Source organism: Pontixanthobacter rizhaonensis (assembly GCF_012972675.1).
Taxonomy (GTDB): domain Bacteria; phylum Pseudomonadota; class Alphaproteobacteria; order Sphingomonadales; family Sphingomonadaceae; genus Pontixanthobacter; species Pontixanthobacter rizhaonensis.
In genome coordinates, this window is record NZ_JABCRE010000003.1 from 697,182 (window position 1) to 712,275 (window position 15,094).

At 56.0% G+C, this 15,094-nt stretch carries 16 protein-coding genes; 3 read left to right on the plus strand and 13 right to left on the minus strand.

Going from position 1 to position 15,094, the window contains the following annotated elements; translation table 11 throughout:
• Nucleotide 1: 1 nt before the first annotated feature.
• From wecC to HKD42_RS11130, 11 genes are all read right to left on the minus strand, one after another.
• A complete protein-coding gene (wecC, locus tag HKD42_RS11080; protein ID WP_170013333.1) occupies nt 2-1,303 on the minus strand; it encodes a UDP-N-acetyl-D-mannosamine dehydrogenase in 1,302 nt (433 codons plus the stop codon).
• A gap of 86 nt (nt 1,304-1,389) precedes the next feature.
• On the minus strand, nt 1,390-2,514 hold the full coding sequence (gene wecB / locus HKD42_RS11085; protein WP_170013335.1) for a non-hydrolyzing UDP-N-acetylglucosamine 2-epimerase: 1,125 nt from the start codon (nt 2,512-2,514) through the stop codon (nt 1,390-1,392).
• A gap of 44 nt (nt 2,515-2,558) precedes the next feature.
• Nucleotides 2,559-3,119 carry a hypothetical protein gene (locus tag HKD42_RS11090; protein WP_170013337.1) on the minus strand — a complete coding sequence of 187 codons (561 nt, stop codon included), beginning with the start codon at nt 3,117-3,119 and terminating at the stop codon, nt 2,559-2,561.
• 69 nt (nt 3,120-3,188) lie between these two features.
• Nucleotides 3,189-3,710 carry a demethoxyubiquinone hydroxylase family protein gene (locus tag HKD42_RS11095; protein WP_170013339.1) on the minus strand — a complete coding sequence of 174 codons (522 nt, stop codon included), beginning with the start codon at nt 3,708-3,710 and terminating at the stop codon, nt 3,189-3,191.
• Nucleotides 3,710-4,219 carry a disulfide bond formation protein B gene (locus HKD42_RS11100; protein ID WP_170013341.1) on the minus strand — a complete coding sequence of 170 codons (510 nt, stop codon included), beginning with the start codon at nt 4,217-4,219 and terminating at the stop codon, nt 3,710-3,712. The genes HKD42_RS11095 and HKD42_RS11100 overlap by 1 nt, the downstream gene beginning before the upstream one ends.
• Before the next feature lie 17 nt (nt 4,220-4,236).
• The gene (locus tag HKD42_RS11105) at nt 4,237-5,574 is read right to left on the minus strand and encodes a S41 family peptidase (protein ID WP_170013343.1); all 1,338 of its coding nucleotides are present in this window, start codon (nt 5,572-5,574) and stop codon (nt 4,237-4,239) included.
• Between the two features lie 108 nt (nt 5,575-5,682).
• Nucleotides 5,683-6,894 (minus strand): murein hydrolase activator EnvC family protein, encoded by a 1,212-nt coding sequence (locus tag HKD42_RS11110; RefSeq protein ID WP_170013345.1) that lies wholly within the window; start codon nt 6,892-6,894, stop codon nt 5,683-5,685.
• A gap of 3 nt (nt 6,895-6,897) precedes the next feature.
• Nucleotides 6,898-7,320: a 23S rRNA (pseudouridine(1915)-N(3))-methyltransferase RlmH gene (locus tag HKD42_RS11115; protein WP_170013347.1), complete on the minus strand. Its 423-nt coding sequence runs from the start codon at nt 7,318-7,320 to the stop codon at nt 6,898-6,900.
• Between the two features lie 36 nt (nt 7,321-7,356).
• Nucleotides 7,357-7,773: a ribosome silencing factor gene (rsfS, locus tag HKD42_RS11120; RefSeq protein ID WP_170013349.1), complete on the minus strand. Its 417-nt coding sequence runs from the start codon at nt 7,771-7,773 to the stop codon at nt 7,357-7,359.
• Nucleotides 7,774-7,840: 67 nt separating this feature from the next.
• Nucleotides 7,841-8,494: a nicotinate-nucleotide adenylyltransferase gene (locus tag HKD42_RS11125; RefSeq protein ID WP_170013351.1), complete on the minus strand. Its 654-nt coding sequence runs from the start codon at nt 8,492-8,494 to the stop codon at nt 7,841-7,843.
• A gap of 1 nt (nt 8,495) precedes the next feature.
• Nucleotides 8,496-9,770, minus strand: coding sequence for a glutamate-5-semialdehyde dehydrogenase (locus HKD42_RS11130; protein WP_170013353.1), 1,275 nt, complete (start codon nt 9,768-9,770; stop codon nt 8,496-8,498).
• A gap of 229 nt (nt 9,771-9,999) precedes the next feature.
• Here HKD42_RS11130 and HKD42_RS11135 point away from each other — a divergent pair, with 229 nt between their 5' ends.
• Both HKD42_RS11135 and HKD42_RS11140 read left to right on the plus strand, forming a co-directional pair.
• On the plus strand, nt 10,000-11,160 hold the full coding sequence (locus tag HKD42_RS11135) for a M23 family metallopeptidase (RefSeq protein WP_281356514.1): 1,161 nt from the start codon (nt 10,000-10,002) through the stop codon (nt 11,158-11,160).
• Nucleotides 11,108-11,554, plus strand: coding sequence for a bactofilin family protein (locus tag HKD42_RS11140; protein ID WP_170013355.1), 447 nt, complete (start codon nt 11,108-11,110; stop codon nt 11,552-11,554). The genes HKD42_RS11135 and HKD42_RS11140 overlap by 53 nt, the downstream gene beginning before the upstream one ends.
• A gap of 19 nt (nt 11,555-11,573) precedes the next feature.
• Here the strand turns inward: HKD42_RS11140 and HKD42_RS11145 are convergent, their stop codons facing one another.
• Both HKD42_RS11145 and HKD42_RS11150 read right to left on the minus strand, forming a co-directional pair.
• On the minus strand, nt 11,574-13,295 hold the full coding sequence (locus HKD42_RS11145) for a long-chain-fatty-acid--CoA ligase (RefSeq protein WP_170013357.1): 1,722 nt from the start codon (nt 13,293-13,295) through the stop codon (nt 11,574-11,576).
• 90 nt (nt 13,296-13,385) lie between these two features.
• Nucleotides 13,386-14,120 (minus strand): DUF1013 domain-containing protein, encoded by a 735-nt coding sequence (locus HKD42_RS11150; protein ID WP_170014071.1) that lies wholly within the window; start codon nt 14,118-14,120, stop codon nt 13,386-13,388.
• Nucleotides 14,121-14,377: 257 nt separating this feature from the next.
• Here HKD42_RS11150 and HKD42_RS11155 point away from each other — a divergent pair, with 257 nt between their 5' ends.
• Entirely contained in the window at nt 14,378-15,094 is a 717-nt protein-coding gene (locus HKD42_RS11155; protein WP_170013359.1) for a hypothetical protein, read from the plus strand.

The following is a 15,094-nucleotide window of genomic DNA, read 5'->3' on the forward strand; positions in this document are numbered from 1 at the left end:
GTTAACTCGCCAGTCGCAAGCTCGGCTTGACGGCCTTAGAGCCGGCATCAGGCCAGATCCCCCGCGTATCATACACCAGAGCGGTCGAGCGTTCTTCCGCTGGTACAACTTTGAAAATGTCATGATCGACCAGAACGATCAGGATACCGCAATTTTCAAGCGCAAAATCGATATCCACCAGCTCCGCGCCAGTGTTATCAAACTCTTTTGGAAGCGCGCTTGCATAGGGCTCGACAATCTTCACCCGTTCGCCAAACTGGCGCGCGATCTTACCTGCAATAAACCGTGCGGGGCTTTCGCGGAAATCATCAATGTTGGCCTTAAAAGCAAGGCCGAGACAAGCGACAGGCACGCCCGGATTGTCTTCAATCAATTTGCTGGCTGCTTCCACCACATGATGCATCTTGCCATCATTCACTTCACGGCCCGTGCGGATGAGCGGCGAATGATCAGGGGCGCCGTGCATGATGAAGTATGGATCAACGGCAATACAATGCCCGCCAACGCCAGGTCCAGGCTGCAAAATGTTGACCCGTGGGTGACGGTTGGCAAGTTTGATCACTTCCCAAACGTCAAGATCCATTGCATCCGAGATCATCGACAGTTCGTTGGCGAACGCAATATTCACGTCACGATAGGCATTTTCGACCAACTTCGTCATTTCGGCTGAGCGGGCGTCTGTTGTTACGCAGGTCCCGCGGACAAATTGCTTGTAAAAAGCTAGCGCTTTACGGGCACAACGCGGCGTAATTCCGCCAATTGAGCGGTCATTATGCGTCAGCTCTTCCAAGATTTTACCCGGAAGAACGCGTTCCGGGCAATACGCGATGGAGACATCGGGAGTCCCGTCCGTTTTTCCAGGCATTTTGAGGTCGGGTCGAAGCCCGGCAATCATATCGCGCATGGCTTCTGTGGTTCCCACAGGCGACGTCGATTCAAGGATAATCGTATCGCCGTGTTTCAACACACCCGCGACTTCTGTCGCCGCAGACATCACGTAAGAGGTGTCTGGAGTGTGCTTACCATCTTTTTCAAACGGAGTGGGGACAGCAATGACGAACACATCTGCTGGAACAATTTGGGTCGATGCTTTGAGGGTACCGCGCTGAACAACCCCGCGAACAAGACCGTCGAGATCGACTTCTTCAATATGGATTTCACCGCGATTGATCGTATCGACAACCTCCTGCGAGACATCAATCCCCGTTACCGGACAGTTGGACCGCGCAATAATAGCGGCGGTCGGAAGTCCAATATAGCCAAGGCCAATAACACAAGTAGTAGGTTTGTTGTCGCCGCGCATGATCATTCCATAGGTAAGTTTCTATGGGTCGGCATTAGAGGTAGTTAGTAAATATTGCGGTAACGCTGCTGACCGGCACCCAAATTTCAGGATTTAGCCAAAGCCTCTACAATCCGTGACACGGATTTGCCGTCGCCGAACGGGTTGTGGGCTGTCGACATAGCGGCATAAGCGGATTCATCATCGAGCAGCTTAAAGCATTCTTCGACGATCATATCAGTGTCGGTTCCCACCAGCTTCGCGGTTCCCGCCTCGACACCTTCTGGCCGCTCAGTCGTTTCCCGCATCACAAGCACAGGCTTGCCCAGCGCCGGAGCTTCTTCCTGGACGCCGCCACTATCGGTGAGCATTAATGTGCAAATATCCAGCAGACGGGCAAAATGCGGGTAATCGAGTGGTTCAATCAAGGCCACATTGTCGAGGCCTTCTAGCTCGGCGTTCATAACCTTACGGACGTTCGGGTTAAGATGGACGGGGAAGATCATCGCAACATCGTCACGCACGGCAATCTGGCGAATGGCGTCTGCAATCGCTTCCATCCCACCGCCAAAGTTTTCGCGCCGATGACTGGTTACGCCGATAATACGTTTGCCAGAAAAACGCGTTTCTAGATCAGCAAGGTTAGCAGCCAGTTCCGGACGGTTTTCGATCTGGGCCGTAATCCAATGGAGCGCGTCAATCACTGTATTGCCAGTGACATGGATGGTCGCCGGATCGATCGTTTCGCGTTTCAAAGCATTGGCGGCTGTTTCGGTCGGGGCGAAATGCAAGGCCGCAAAGCTACCGACAATTTTGCGGTTCACCTCTTCTGGCCAAGGATGGTGGATGTTGCCGCTGCGCAAACCCGCCTCGACATGAGCCACCGGGATTTTGCGGTAATAGGCAGCAAGAGCGCCGCTCATAGCCGTTGCTGTATCGCCCTGAACGACAACCCAATCCGGCTGTTCTTCATCCAGCACTTTACCGATACCGGTCAAAAGATTAGCTGTCAGACTATCCAGCGTCTGGTCAGGCTGCATAAGGTCTAGATCATGATGCGGGACAATATCCGCTATCTCGAGCACTTGATCCAGCATTCCGCGATGTTGGCCAGACACGCACACGCGCGAGTCAAACCGCGGATCTGCGTCCAATGCGTGGATTAGCGGGAAGAACTTAATGGCTTCGGGACGAGTGCCGAAAATCGACAAAATCTTGATGGGCTTGCTCATAGCCAGCCCTATAGCGCAGGAAGGTTAATTCCTCCTATCCGGGGTTAATTCCCAGATGGTGAAGGCAATTCGCTCTCAGCGCCGTCCGGTATTTCACTTGCACGCTCTCGCTCCAGCCGCTCGATATATTCTTTCTCTATCTGTTCGACACGGGCCTGCTCTTCCGCAGCCAATGCGTCGATCTCGCTCATCCGGTCGGCGCGTGCAGCAGCGATCAATTCACTAAATCGGACATTAGAATCTTCGCGTTTTTCGCCATAAGCTTGTTCGAGCAATTGTTGGGTACAGCCGGTGAAACCACCCGCGCCCGCAGTCGAACACGACAACGTCCCGAATGCCCCCACCATCTCGAGCGATTCTACTCTCTTCGCCCAAGCTTCGTTTTCCGGGTTGTCGGAGAAGCGAAGTGTCTCGGGAATGCGGTAGCGATCACCTTCCGGCAACCGCGCAACCACAACAATCTCGTTTTCGTCACACTGCGGTGCCTCATCATCACCATACACGATCGCCATGCACACATTGTCGCTGACTTCTTCTTGTGCGGAGGCAGGCGCGGCGATGGCCATGGAGCCTGCAAGGCAAAGGGAGGCGATAATGCGTTTCATCGTGACTATCCGTAGAAATTACTGATTGGGGACCCTTAGCACAATTCGCTGTGAATAAGGGATGAAGCTTTAGATGCGTTCGGAAATCTTGATCGCCGCCCGGCAGCCAAGCCGTATTACTCCCGACAGCAATGGATAGGCAGGGGCTTTTTCCGCACCAGCAGCGAAAGCGGCATCACGGTGCTCACGCTCATCTTCCCGAAATTCTTCGATCATTTCCGATAGCTCAGGATCCGCATTATTCTCGGCCAATGCGTCCAACTGGTCCGAGTAATGCTTGTCGATCTCGGTCTCGACCGCAGCAGTACAAGCCATTGCCGCTTCCGGGCCGAGCAGTGCGGTCCCCGCGCCCAATGCATAACCGGCCACCGACCAAAACGGGTGCAGCGCCGTGGGCCGAACGCCCCGCTCCGCCATCAGCGCATTAAATTTCTCATGATGCACATCTTCCTGTGCAGCCATAGCGGTGATTTCTGCGGAGAGTGGATGCCGGTCGCCCATAACAGCCAATTGCCCGGCATAAATTCGCGTGGCGCCAAATTCACCAGCTTGGTCGACCCGAATCATGCGATCGAGTTCCGATTTGTCCATCACACAGTCTCCTTCACGGCCGGTTTCAACACTAACGCAGCAACGACCACCGCTGTTCCGGTTGAGATCAGGAAATTCCCACCAGCCAAGCTTATGCCGAACAAATCCCAAGGGGCCTGATCGCAGCGGATCATCGGCGCATTCATCACCGAATCAAGCGCGCTTGCGCCATTGCCGGATAGGGTCATTGCGCAGCCGGTAATTCCTTCCCACCAGCCATATTCGACACCGGCGTGGAACCCGCCGATTGCGCCGGATACCAGCATCGCAGTGGCTGCAAGTACGATCCACAACCGCGGTAGCGGAACAAAAAGGGCCAGCGCCGCAAACCCTAGGGCAACGAAGTGGGGCCAGCGCTGCCACCAGCACATCTCACAGGGATACAAGCCGAAGCCCAATTCGGAAATATAGGCGCCGCCCAGCAGCAAGGCTGGAACCGCAATAGCGATACGCCGAGCAAGGCTTGTGGCACGGCGTGAGGCAAAGTCTGCGGTCGGGGTTAAAACCATACCATCTAACTAGGCCTTTATCGAGCGCGTGCAACCGCATTTGGCGTGGTGCGCTGCAAGGTTTGGAGCGCATAATGCAGCTGAAAATCCTCCACACCCTGCGCTTCAAGCTCCGCCGCCGTCAGTTGGAAGCGGGGATCGTCGAGCTTGTCGGTTTCCAACGCTTTGTCTTCCAGAGCCAGCTCGTTCACCAGATGACCGCGCAAATCGGATTCGCGCATCTGGAATTTTGCACGGCGTTCAAGGTCGGGATCGGAAAGCTGCGGAACTTTGATATCCGGCGTAATCCCGCCCTCCTGCACAGACTTACCGGCAGGGGTGTAATACCGAGCGGTTGTAAGCTTCAGCGCGCTGTTCCGAGTTAAAGGTAGCAATGTCTGAACACTACCCTTGCCGAAACTCTGATCTCCCATGATCACCGCACGGCGATGGTCCTGCAGCGCCCCTGCAACAATTTCGGATGCCGATGCAGATCCCGCATCGATCAACACAATCATTGGCAGGTCTTCCGCGATCTCGCCGCGGAATACTGATTCAGCATCATACAAAATGGTCTCACCCGTGGCGCGGCCTCGTTGTGAAACGATCCGGCCACGGTCCAGAAACAGGTCAGACAAAGCGACAGCCTCATCGAGCGAACCGCCCGGGTTGGAGCGCAAATCGAGGACCAAACCAGCCACCCGGCCGGCCGCCTCCCGCTGGATTTTTTGCCAGGCTGAAAGCACATCGGCGCCAACATCGCGGGAGAATTCGTTGACCGTAATAACGCCGATATTTCCAGCCTCGAGAGTATGCGTGACGGGCTCAAGCTCGATAACACCGCGTTTTACCGTAACGTCGAAGGGTTCTTCCCGTCCGGTGCGGAATATCGTCAAGCGGATTGAGGTTCCCGCAGGCCCTCGCATCTGGCTAACGGCTTCATCCAGCTCACCGCCGTAGATCAATTTGCCTTCAAGATGCGTGATGTAATCGCCTGCTTTCACCCCGGCATCCTCAGCCGGGCTTCCGCGAAATGGCGAGACCACTTTTACAGCCCCATCTTCCATAACCACCGATAGGCCAAGACCGGAATAATTGCCGTCGATCATGGTGTTCAAGCGTTGCAGATCAGACCCATCCAGATAGCCGGAATGGGGATCGAGCGATGCCAACATGCCATCAATTGCACCGCGAATCAGTTTTTCATCATCAACAGGCTCGACGTAATTGGCCTTGATTTGCTGATAGGTCGCGAAAAGTTTCGAGAACTCGGGGCCGACGCGGCCATCTACCTGCGCGAAACCAGCCGTTGTTGCAGGAATAAGAGCCACGGCGGTAACCAAGGCGGCGGAACGGGCAAGGGCAGCGAACTTCATACGAAAACCTCTCAATTCCCTATGGTGTATCGCGCAATACGTCTGAACGCCAGATGATGATTGCGCAGCCGTCCCAGAGCGGGGCGAACGACACAGCAAACCTTTCGGTTAGCGGATATAGTCGAGCGGATTAACCGGCGTGCCATCACGGCGTAGTTCAAACGTCACAACCGGGCCTTCGATACCGGCCACGCCTAAAGGGGCACCGGCAACAATCTCGTCTCCGACATTCACGTCCGTTCTGGCCATGCCCGTGACAAGACTGGTCCAACTGCCCTCATGTTCCAGAATGACAATTCTGGAATAGCCGCGATATGGCCCGGCAAACGCCACACGCCCTTCAGCTGGTGCGATAACCTGAGCGCCGCCGCGCGGGGCCAGAGAAATACCTTTGTTGCGAACCCCGCCTTCACCAGTACCGCCAAAACCTGCAACAGTACGGCCCGAGACGGGCAGCTGAAAACCTGCGACAGGCCCGGTTGAGGCTGGCGTCGGCGCTGGCCCGGCTGCGGCAATGCTCTGGCTCGGACTATCCGGACGTAGAACAGGGCCGGAAAGCTCAGCGAGCGATTTGCGGGTGGCCGCCTCAGCATCAAACCGATCGACCAGAGAATCGAGATCGCGCGCCTCCTCGGCCAAAGCCAAGGCACGCTCATTTTCTCTGTCCGCCTCACCGCCCGTCTGCCTTGAAACCAGCCGCTGCTGCGTTTCAAGAGTGACGAGCCGTGATCGCCGAGTGCTCAGTTCGGCTTCACCACTCTGCAAGGCGGCCAAAGCTTGCTGCGCCTCGCGCTCCAATTGCTGGCCCCGGATAATTTCTGCTCGCAAGGCAGCGGTCCTATCACGGACTTGCGGTATGGTACTTTCCAGCATCGCCCTAAGATAGACTGTCTCACGGATGCTGCCAGGTTTGAGAGCAGACAATGCCAAAGGGCGCCGCGCCATTTTTTGCAATGCGCCGGTTAGCCTGACCAATGGCTCGCGCCTCTCTGCCAACCGGCGGCTAAGCTTGGCCCGCTCGCCATCAATGATCGCAATTCGGGCCTCGGCTGCGGCTATGTCAGCTTCAGCCTGTTGAATACGTGCAGCAAGTGCGGCCGCCTCGCGGGCTGTCTTTTCAGCTGCATCGCTGGCTTGCCTCGCTTTTTCCTCAAGCTCTTTGCCGCGAATATCGGCCGCATTCGCTTCCGCCAAAGCGCGCTGCAACGCGTCGCGGGCTTCTGACGCAGAGCCCACTGTGCCGCCTTGCTGGGCCCAGACAACCGTCCCGGCAAAAGCGCCGACCGAAACTAATCCGGCAATAAATGATGTGCGGCGCATAGCTTACCCTGCCCGATGATAGGGGTGGCCGGCAAGGATCGCGGTTGCGCGGTATATCTGTTCCAACACCATCGCACGGGCCAATAAATGCGGCCATGTGGCCTGACCAAAGGCCAGCAGAACGTCCGCATTCTCCCGCTCTGCTTTTGTATGACCATCCGCAGCACCGATGACAAAGCGCGTTTCCCGCACACCATTATCGCGCCAATCACCGATAAGGCCGGCAAATGCTTCCGATCCAAATTGTTTGCCGCGCTCGTCCAGCAAGACTGTCCGCACAGGCGTTTGGGGCGGCGGAATACGGCCACCAGTTTCGGGGAGTTCTGTGAGCTTTAGGGGCCAAGTGATCCGTTTTTGATAACGGCTGACCAACTCGGCCTCAGGTGATCTGGCAATCTTACCGCGCGCAATGACGTGCAATAGCATTGTCGTTCACCCGTCCATTGAGCCTTTGAAGCTTTGTTATGCGGAACCCGTTGCCACGGGCGGTGCATCACCGAATGCCCACATACGTTCCAGATTATAGAAGCTGCGCACTTCAGGGCGGAACAGATGGACAACCACATCACCAGCGTCAATCAATACCCAATCGGCAGCAGGTAACCCTTCAAGACGCACAGGCCCGTGGCCTTCTTTCTTGAGCCGTTCAGCCATTTTCTGAGCCATCGCCGCGACTTGCCGTGTCGAGCGACCGGAGGCAATGACCATATGGTCGGCAATGCTGGATTTACCAGCAAGAGGGATCGTGACCATGTCCTGTGCCTGATCCTGATCAAGCTGATCATGAACCACGGCCAGCGGTGTGCCAGGCTCTGCAATGACTTGGAGCGTTTCAGCGCCTTGATCATCCGTTTGGGGGGGTGTTGGCGCCTGAGTCATAGGCGTTTCCGATACTCCTGTATGCATGATGTGTCTTCGTTCAAATAAAAGGATACAGCCGCAGCAATCATAATGCAGATCCTTGAGGCGCGTCGGTTGTTATGAGCTGGTGAGTAACTTGGTCGCGGGTTGCACTATCCGAAATTCGGGACGCCCAATTTGGATCAGCGCGGCGAATTGCCGTCGCGGATCGTGGATCGGGATCGAATCGTAATGTCACCAGTGCCGGTGCGCTCCAATTGGCCCTGCTCTGAAAAAAATCTGATCCGACACGGTATCGTCGCAACCACGCCATTGCTGGGCTCGCAATAACGTGGCTGTTATAGCCCGGGCGCGCCACAACCGCAATCGGCATTGTCCGTGCGATTGTCCGCCACTGCCGCCATCGGTGGAATTCGGCCAGATTGTCTGACCCCATTACCCAGACGAATTCATGCTTTGGATAACGGCGCGACAACGCTGCCAACGTATCGCATGTATACCGCGTCCCCATCTGTTGTTCGATCGCTGTCACCCGTATCGGTGCCCGGCGGGCTTGGACGGCTGCTGATTTGACGCGGGCTGACAGCGGCGCCATTCCAGCCTTTGGTTTCGACGGGTTACCCGGGGAGACGAGCCACCAGGCCTCGTCCAAACCCAACGATTCTATCACAAATCGAGTGATTTTCCGGTGGCCGCCATGCGCTGGATTAAAGCTGCCGCCAAGTAAGGCAATCCGCATCTTAAGGCCGCACCTGACCCGAGCCGCGCACGCACCATTTGTACGTCGTCAGCCCTTCAAGAGCGACAGGCCCGCGCGCGTGCAATCTGCCCGTTGCAATACCGATCTCGGCACCCAGTCCAAACTCCCCGCCATCGGCAAATTGGCTAGATGCATTGACCATAACGATGGCCGAATCGACCGTATTCAAGAACTGCTCTGCCGCCGCATCGTCGGAGGTCACAATCACGTCAGTATGATGGGAAGAATGTTCCGCAATATGCGCCAATGCCTCGCCCAAGCCATCCACGATACGGACGGACACGATTGGTTCGAGATATTCAGTGCCCCAATCGGCATCACCGGCCGGCACAATCCGGCTATCCAATGCTTGGGCACGCGCGTCACCGCGCACTTCACAGCCGGCATCAAGCAAGCGGCCAAGAACGGCAGCCGACGCGCTAAATTGCGCATCGATCAAAAGAGTTTCCATCGCACCGCAGATACCTGTCCGGCGCATTTTCGCGTTAAATGCAATGTCACCCGCCATCGCCGTGTCGGCGGCGCTGTGCAAATATGTGTGACAAATACCGTCGAGATGCGCGAGAACCGGCACCCGCGCATCGGCTTGGACGCGTTCGACCAGCCCCTTGCCTCCTCGCGGTATAATCATATCGATCAGCCCCGCCGCCGCCAGCATCGCGCCAACCGCCGCTCGATCTTGTGTCGGGATCAATTGCACTGCATCTGCCGGAACGCCGCTTGCTACCAAACCTTCCACAAACGCCGCATGGATCGCGGTGTTAGAGTGCACGGCCTCGCTTCCGCCCCTCAGCAGCACTGCATTCCCTGCACGCACGCATAATGCAGCCGCATCCGCCGTCACGTTGGGACGGCTTTCATAGATAATGCCGAGCACGCCAATTGGTACGCGAACGCGGCTGAGCTGCAGGCCATTTGGGGGCGTGCTTTGATCTATAATCTGGCCAACCGGATCAGGCAGATCTGCCACAGCGTCAACAGCCTTGGCGATGCCCTCTAATCGGTCAGAATCGAGCCGCAAGCGATCGATCATGGCAGCAGACAAACCCGCTGATGTGGCTGCGTCTATGTCACAGGAATTGGCCTGCAAAATAGGTCCGCATGATCGGCGCAAAGACGCAGCAGCGGCGTGCAACGCTTCAGCTTTCTGGATGTCACTTAATGCCGCCAACGGTAATTGAGCGGCGCGAGCGCGCTGCGCACAATCCAGGACGATACTCTCAGGAGAGCGCTCTTGATCAGGATGGATAGTCATAGGCTACGCTTAGCAGCGAAATTCGGCCACGTCAGCGCCCTGTTGGCTGATCATGGAGCTTAAAAATCGACCGTGAAGAAGGCAAAATCACTTGCATTCAACGCCCAGACATCACTTCACCGCGCGACTCCGTCAGCTCGGCGTAATCAAAAGGTAAACCGATTCGACGACCGGCGATTCGCATGGTAGCCGCACGATCGAAGAAAAGAATCGGTCACGGGGAAGCTTTTTGGACAACGAATTATCTGCCGGCGGATGGACAAGCCGCTTGGCCGACTGGTTTCCAGACCGCGAGTTTTTCATGCGGTCGCAAGGCCAAGTCCGATTCATCAAAATCTCATCCACCATGCAAAAAATTGCCGCAGCTGTCATTGTTGCGGCACTGCTAGCTTGGGCAATATCAATGGCGGTTATGGCCTGGAGCCAATATCGCGCTCAGGCAGACCGGAGCTCGTTGCTGGAGCGTGAAGCCAAAATTGCCACTGCGGAAGAACGCGTTGCCGAATATTCTGACGATATTAGCAAGGTCATGGATGATCTGAGCAACCGCCAGGACTTTTTGGAAGCGATCAACTCCGCTCTTCCTGATGATGTCCGCACAGACGAGACAGTGACCGATTCCAGCACGGAAGCTGATGAAACTGTTTCCAAAGTCAGCGCGCTGATCCCTGAAGCGGCCGCCCTTGCGGAATTGGAAGCGCGTCAGCTTAAATTTGTTGAGCGCCTTACGCGCTTTGCCGATCGCCGCGCCGCTCGCGCAGAAACTGCGATCCGCAAGCTGGGTCTTGACCCCAAGGCAATGGTCACAAATGCCAATATGGAAGCCATGGGCGGTCCGTTAGAACAACTCGCTACTGGCGCGAACGGACAGATCGACCCCCGATTTGAGCGGCTTGGCCTCAGTATGGCCCGGATGGCAGCACTGGAACGCGGATTGAACGGGATCCCACAGGTCGCGCCAGCCGCAAAAGAGAACATCTCTTCCGGCTTTGGCTATCGCCGCGACCCCTTCAATGGCGGCGGGGCAATGCATTCCGGCCTTGATTTCCGCGGACCACATGGCGCGCCTATTTACGCTGCAGCCGATGGAAAGGTTAGCTTCTCTGGCTGGAAATCCGGTTACGGAAAGACAGTAGAAATTACGCACGGCAATGGCATGATGACGCGCTACGCACATATGTCTCGCTTTGCCGCTGCCGAGGGGCAATATGTTGATGCAGGGGAAGTGATCGGAGCGATTGGCAATACTGGCCGCAGCACCGGACCGCACCTGCATTTTGAAGTGCGGATAAATGATCGCGCGGTAAACCCCCGCCCATTCTTGGAAAGAGCCCCCAATGTTCTCAAAGAAGCCCGAACCGACGACACCGCGCGTCAGTCAGCCGAGTAAGTCTGTGGCCAATAACTCAACATTTTCCGTCATTGGATCCGACGTAACGATTACAGGCGATATCTCCGCTACCACGGAATTGCATGTGGACGGGAAGATCGCGGGTGACATCACTTGCGCCTCTATTGTTCAAGGCGAAACCAGCATGATCGAGGGCGCAATCGAAGCTGAAAGTGCCCGTATGGCCGGCACAGTCAAAGGGTCTATCTCTGCGCGCGAGCTGGTTATCCTGCGCAGTGCCAAAATTCACGGTGACGTACATTATGACGCGCTTACCATTGAACAAGGTGCAGAAGTAGAAGGGCGGTTTGCCCCAAAGAAAGCCAGCAGCGCAGCCCCGGCTAAGCCAAACACTGGCAAAAACGGTGAACCAGCGCTTAGCGTTGCAAGTTAATCCGCACCCAAACTTGGCGTCAGCCGCCGACGGCTTCTGAGACTTCCGCCCTCAAGGCCTTCCGATCCAGCTTCCCAATCATCGTTTTGGGTAACTCGTCCCGGATGACCATATTGGTCACACGTTCATGCTTGCCAACGCGGGAATTGAGCCATGCGGTCAGTTCGTCAGGCGAAGCCGATTGCCCCGAGTTGAGCGTGACAAAGGCATGAGGCGTTTCCCCTAGATAGTCGTCAGGCATTCCCAGAACGAGCGCTTCTTTGATGGCGTCATGTTCAACCAGTACAGCCTCAACCTGGCTGGGGAAGACTTTGAACCCGCCAACAGCGATCATGTCTTTGGTGCGGTCGACAATCTTGATGAAACCCTCTTCATCGCGGATTGCCACATCACCGGTCCGCAACCATTTCTCTCCGTCAATTTCCACAAATGTGGAAGTGTCAGTCTCGGGCCGGTTCCAGTATCCTTGCATAATTTGCGGGCCGCGAATGACGAGCTCGCCTGGCTCACCTGCTGCGGCAGGCTGGCACGGATCTTCTTTGTCAACGAAGCGCACCTGCGTACCGGGAACCACTTGCCCGATTGTGCCGGATTTGCGCTTGCCCTCATAGGGGTTGACCGACACCACGCCGGAACTCTCGGTTAAACCGTACCCTTCCACGACGCGCACACCGGTTGCTGCTTCAAATTGCTCACGCGTCGGCGCCGACAGCGGTGCCCCACCAGAAATACACACTTTTAGCGAAGACAGATCTGTCTTCGCCAATTTGGGGTTGTCGAGCAGTGCCTGGAACATGGTCGGCACACCGGGAAAGCCCGTGGTACCGTGCTTGTCGATGGTATCAAGAACTTGCGCCACTTCAAAGCGCGGGACCATCGCAATAGAAGCTCCCGTCACAACGGCATGATTGAGTAGCGCCGTATTCGCAAACACGTGAAACATCGGCAGGCCGCCCATGAACACTTCGTTCTGCACATCATCAAATGGATTGATGGACGCGACTTGCTGGGCGTTCATCGATAAGTTTGAATGGGTAAGCATGGCGCCTTTCGGAACGCCGGTGGTGCCGCCAGTATATTGCAGCAACGCCAAATTATCGACTGCCACTTCGGGTAGATCGGGGTGTTTGGCATCAATTGTGGCCGGCGCAGCAGACTGCGCCTGCAAATCCTTCCATCGCAAGATGTCGGATGAATAGGAAACTTTGGCGATTTTGCTGCGGGCGAACAGCTTCATTGCCAAACCTTTCACTGTCGGCAACATCGCCGCCAGCTCTCCAATTACCAAAGTTTCCAGCTCAGAGCAGCGCAAAACGGCTTCTGCGGTGGCGAATAGTTCTGGCACATCGACAGTCACCAGCATCCGTGTGCCCGAATCCGCAACCTGTTGGGCCAGTTCCTCAACCGAGTAGAGCGGCGAGAAATTCACGACCACCGCACCAGCCATCATCGCGCCGTAATAGGCGGAAATGTAGGTGGGGACGTTGGGCAAGAACAAGCCAACACGGTCACCAGCCCCGATCCCGTTGGCCTTAAGAGCCAAGGCAAAACGCTGTGCATCACAAAATAGATCGCGGTATGTAAAGCTCCGTCCCATGAAGTACGCGAGCGCGGCGTCAGGCGCCGTTCGCGTAGTACGGGCAAACATCTCTGGCAGAGCCATAGGCTCAAACTGAGTGTCCCACGGCTTCGGGTGATGATACGCCATGTCAGCGAATGGGTTTACGTTACTTACATTCATGTAAGCAGGATGACGGAACAGTCTCTTTCAGGCAAGAGTAAAGGACTCCTCCCGAAGCGAAAACAGCCGCTTTTTTCGTCAATTTGCGATTTATTCGCTCGCTGGCGGCGAAACTTCTTCCCCGCCGGTAGCTTCACCGGATTCTTCAGCTGCACGCTTTGCTTCCAACCACGCCGCAGCTTCTGCCTCTTGCGCCGCTTCAGAGGCTGCTTTCTCTGCTTCGGCACGCTCAGCATGCAGCTCGGCAATCAGTTTGTCTTTGTCGCTGACGACTGGTGCGACCGGTGCAGTCACTTCTGCTTCTTCATCAACCTCAGGGGCCGGAATGTTTTTCGCCGCCTTGGCGACAACAGCGTCAAGCTCACGTTGGGAACAAAGCCCCAATGTCACAGGATCTTTGGGTTGAATATTCTGGATGTTCCAGTGGCTACGGTCGCGGATCGCATTGATCGTGTTCCGCGTAGTGCCGATCAGCTTTGAAATCTGGGCGTCAGAAATTTCAGGATGGTTGCGAATAATCCATGCAATCCCATCGGGCTTATCCTGCCGCTTGGAAACCGGCGTGTAGCGCGGGCCTTTTGTCCGGGTAACTTCAACCGGCGCCTTCTGCATCCGCAGGCTGTATGATGAGTCTGCTTGTCCGCGTTCAATCTCTTCCTGTGTCAATTCACCGGAGTGCACAGGGTCGCGGCCCGTATATTTGCTGCCCGCCAGATCGTCTGCCATCGCCTGCACTTCAAGAATGTGCAGCCCGCAAAACTCAGCGATTTGTTCAAAACCAAGCGAGGTGTTGTCAATCAGCCAAGTGGCAGTCGCATGCGGCATAAGCGGTTTAGCTTGAGTAGTGGCCACGGGATAATCTCCAGCGAAAATCTGTTACAAAATAGAAGGGCCGCCCCTTTCGGAGCGGCCGTTGCGTGGATGATCTAGGGCAAGGGCCACGATTGGGCAAGTGAATACCATAAAAGCGCCGATGGTCTGCCCGTCATTGGTTCTGGGAACCGTATGGGAATGGAAGCAGGGTAGGGGGATTAAGTAGATATTAGCCTTATCGCCAATACAACCACCGCCAAACAGGGGGAATGATGAAGCGTTGGGTTTTGGTTGCGGCACTGGGCGGTGTATTAAGCGCTTGCGGTTCTGATAGCGATGATTTCGTCATCTCTGTAGAGCGTTCAAGCGACGCAGCGCTGACGAGCCTGGCCGGAATGAACATCACCGGCGCTCCGCTGGTTTCAGGCACAAAATCGATAATGCGAACCGTGTCTGATGGCGGGGTGATCGAATATGCTATCCCGGCCAGCGATGGATACGACAACGGAACAGTCAGGTTTTCGGTCACCGACAGCGATAGCACCCCGACGCAAGTTGCAGTGATGGTGGACATCCCGGCCGTTAAAGGACGGGTCGACGGCAAACAGAAATATGTGGCCGAAGACAGGGTTGAGCGGGCAATCAAACGCGACCTCAAAAGCTGGGCGACCAGAATGGAGGACAGCAACAGTTTCGGGCGGCCAACAGCGAGCTTGGAAACATCCATGATGAGCTTGGCGGTTGTTCTACAGCATATGGACGATTTGGAAGCGGTTGAAAAACGGCTCGCGGCTGGTGGCTCTGCCTTTTTCGATTCCAGTGTTGGCGAGAATGATGGATTGAGCGATGATTGGGATTCAGAATCCGACCCCGATCAAGCCGCCTTCGACCCAGATCCCATGAGCGATCCTGACGATGACGCATCATCCTTCGGAAAGCCCATGGATGAAGCAGAGGGCGCGGATACCGATCCAGACGGCTGGTAG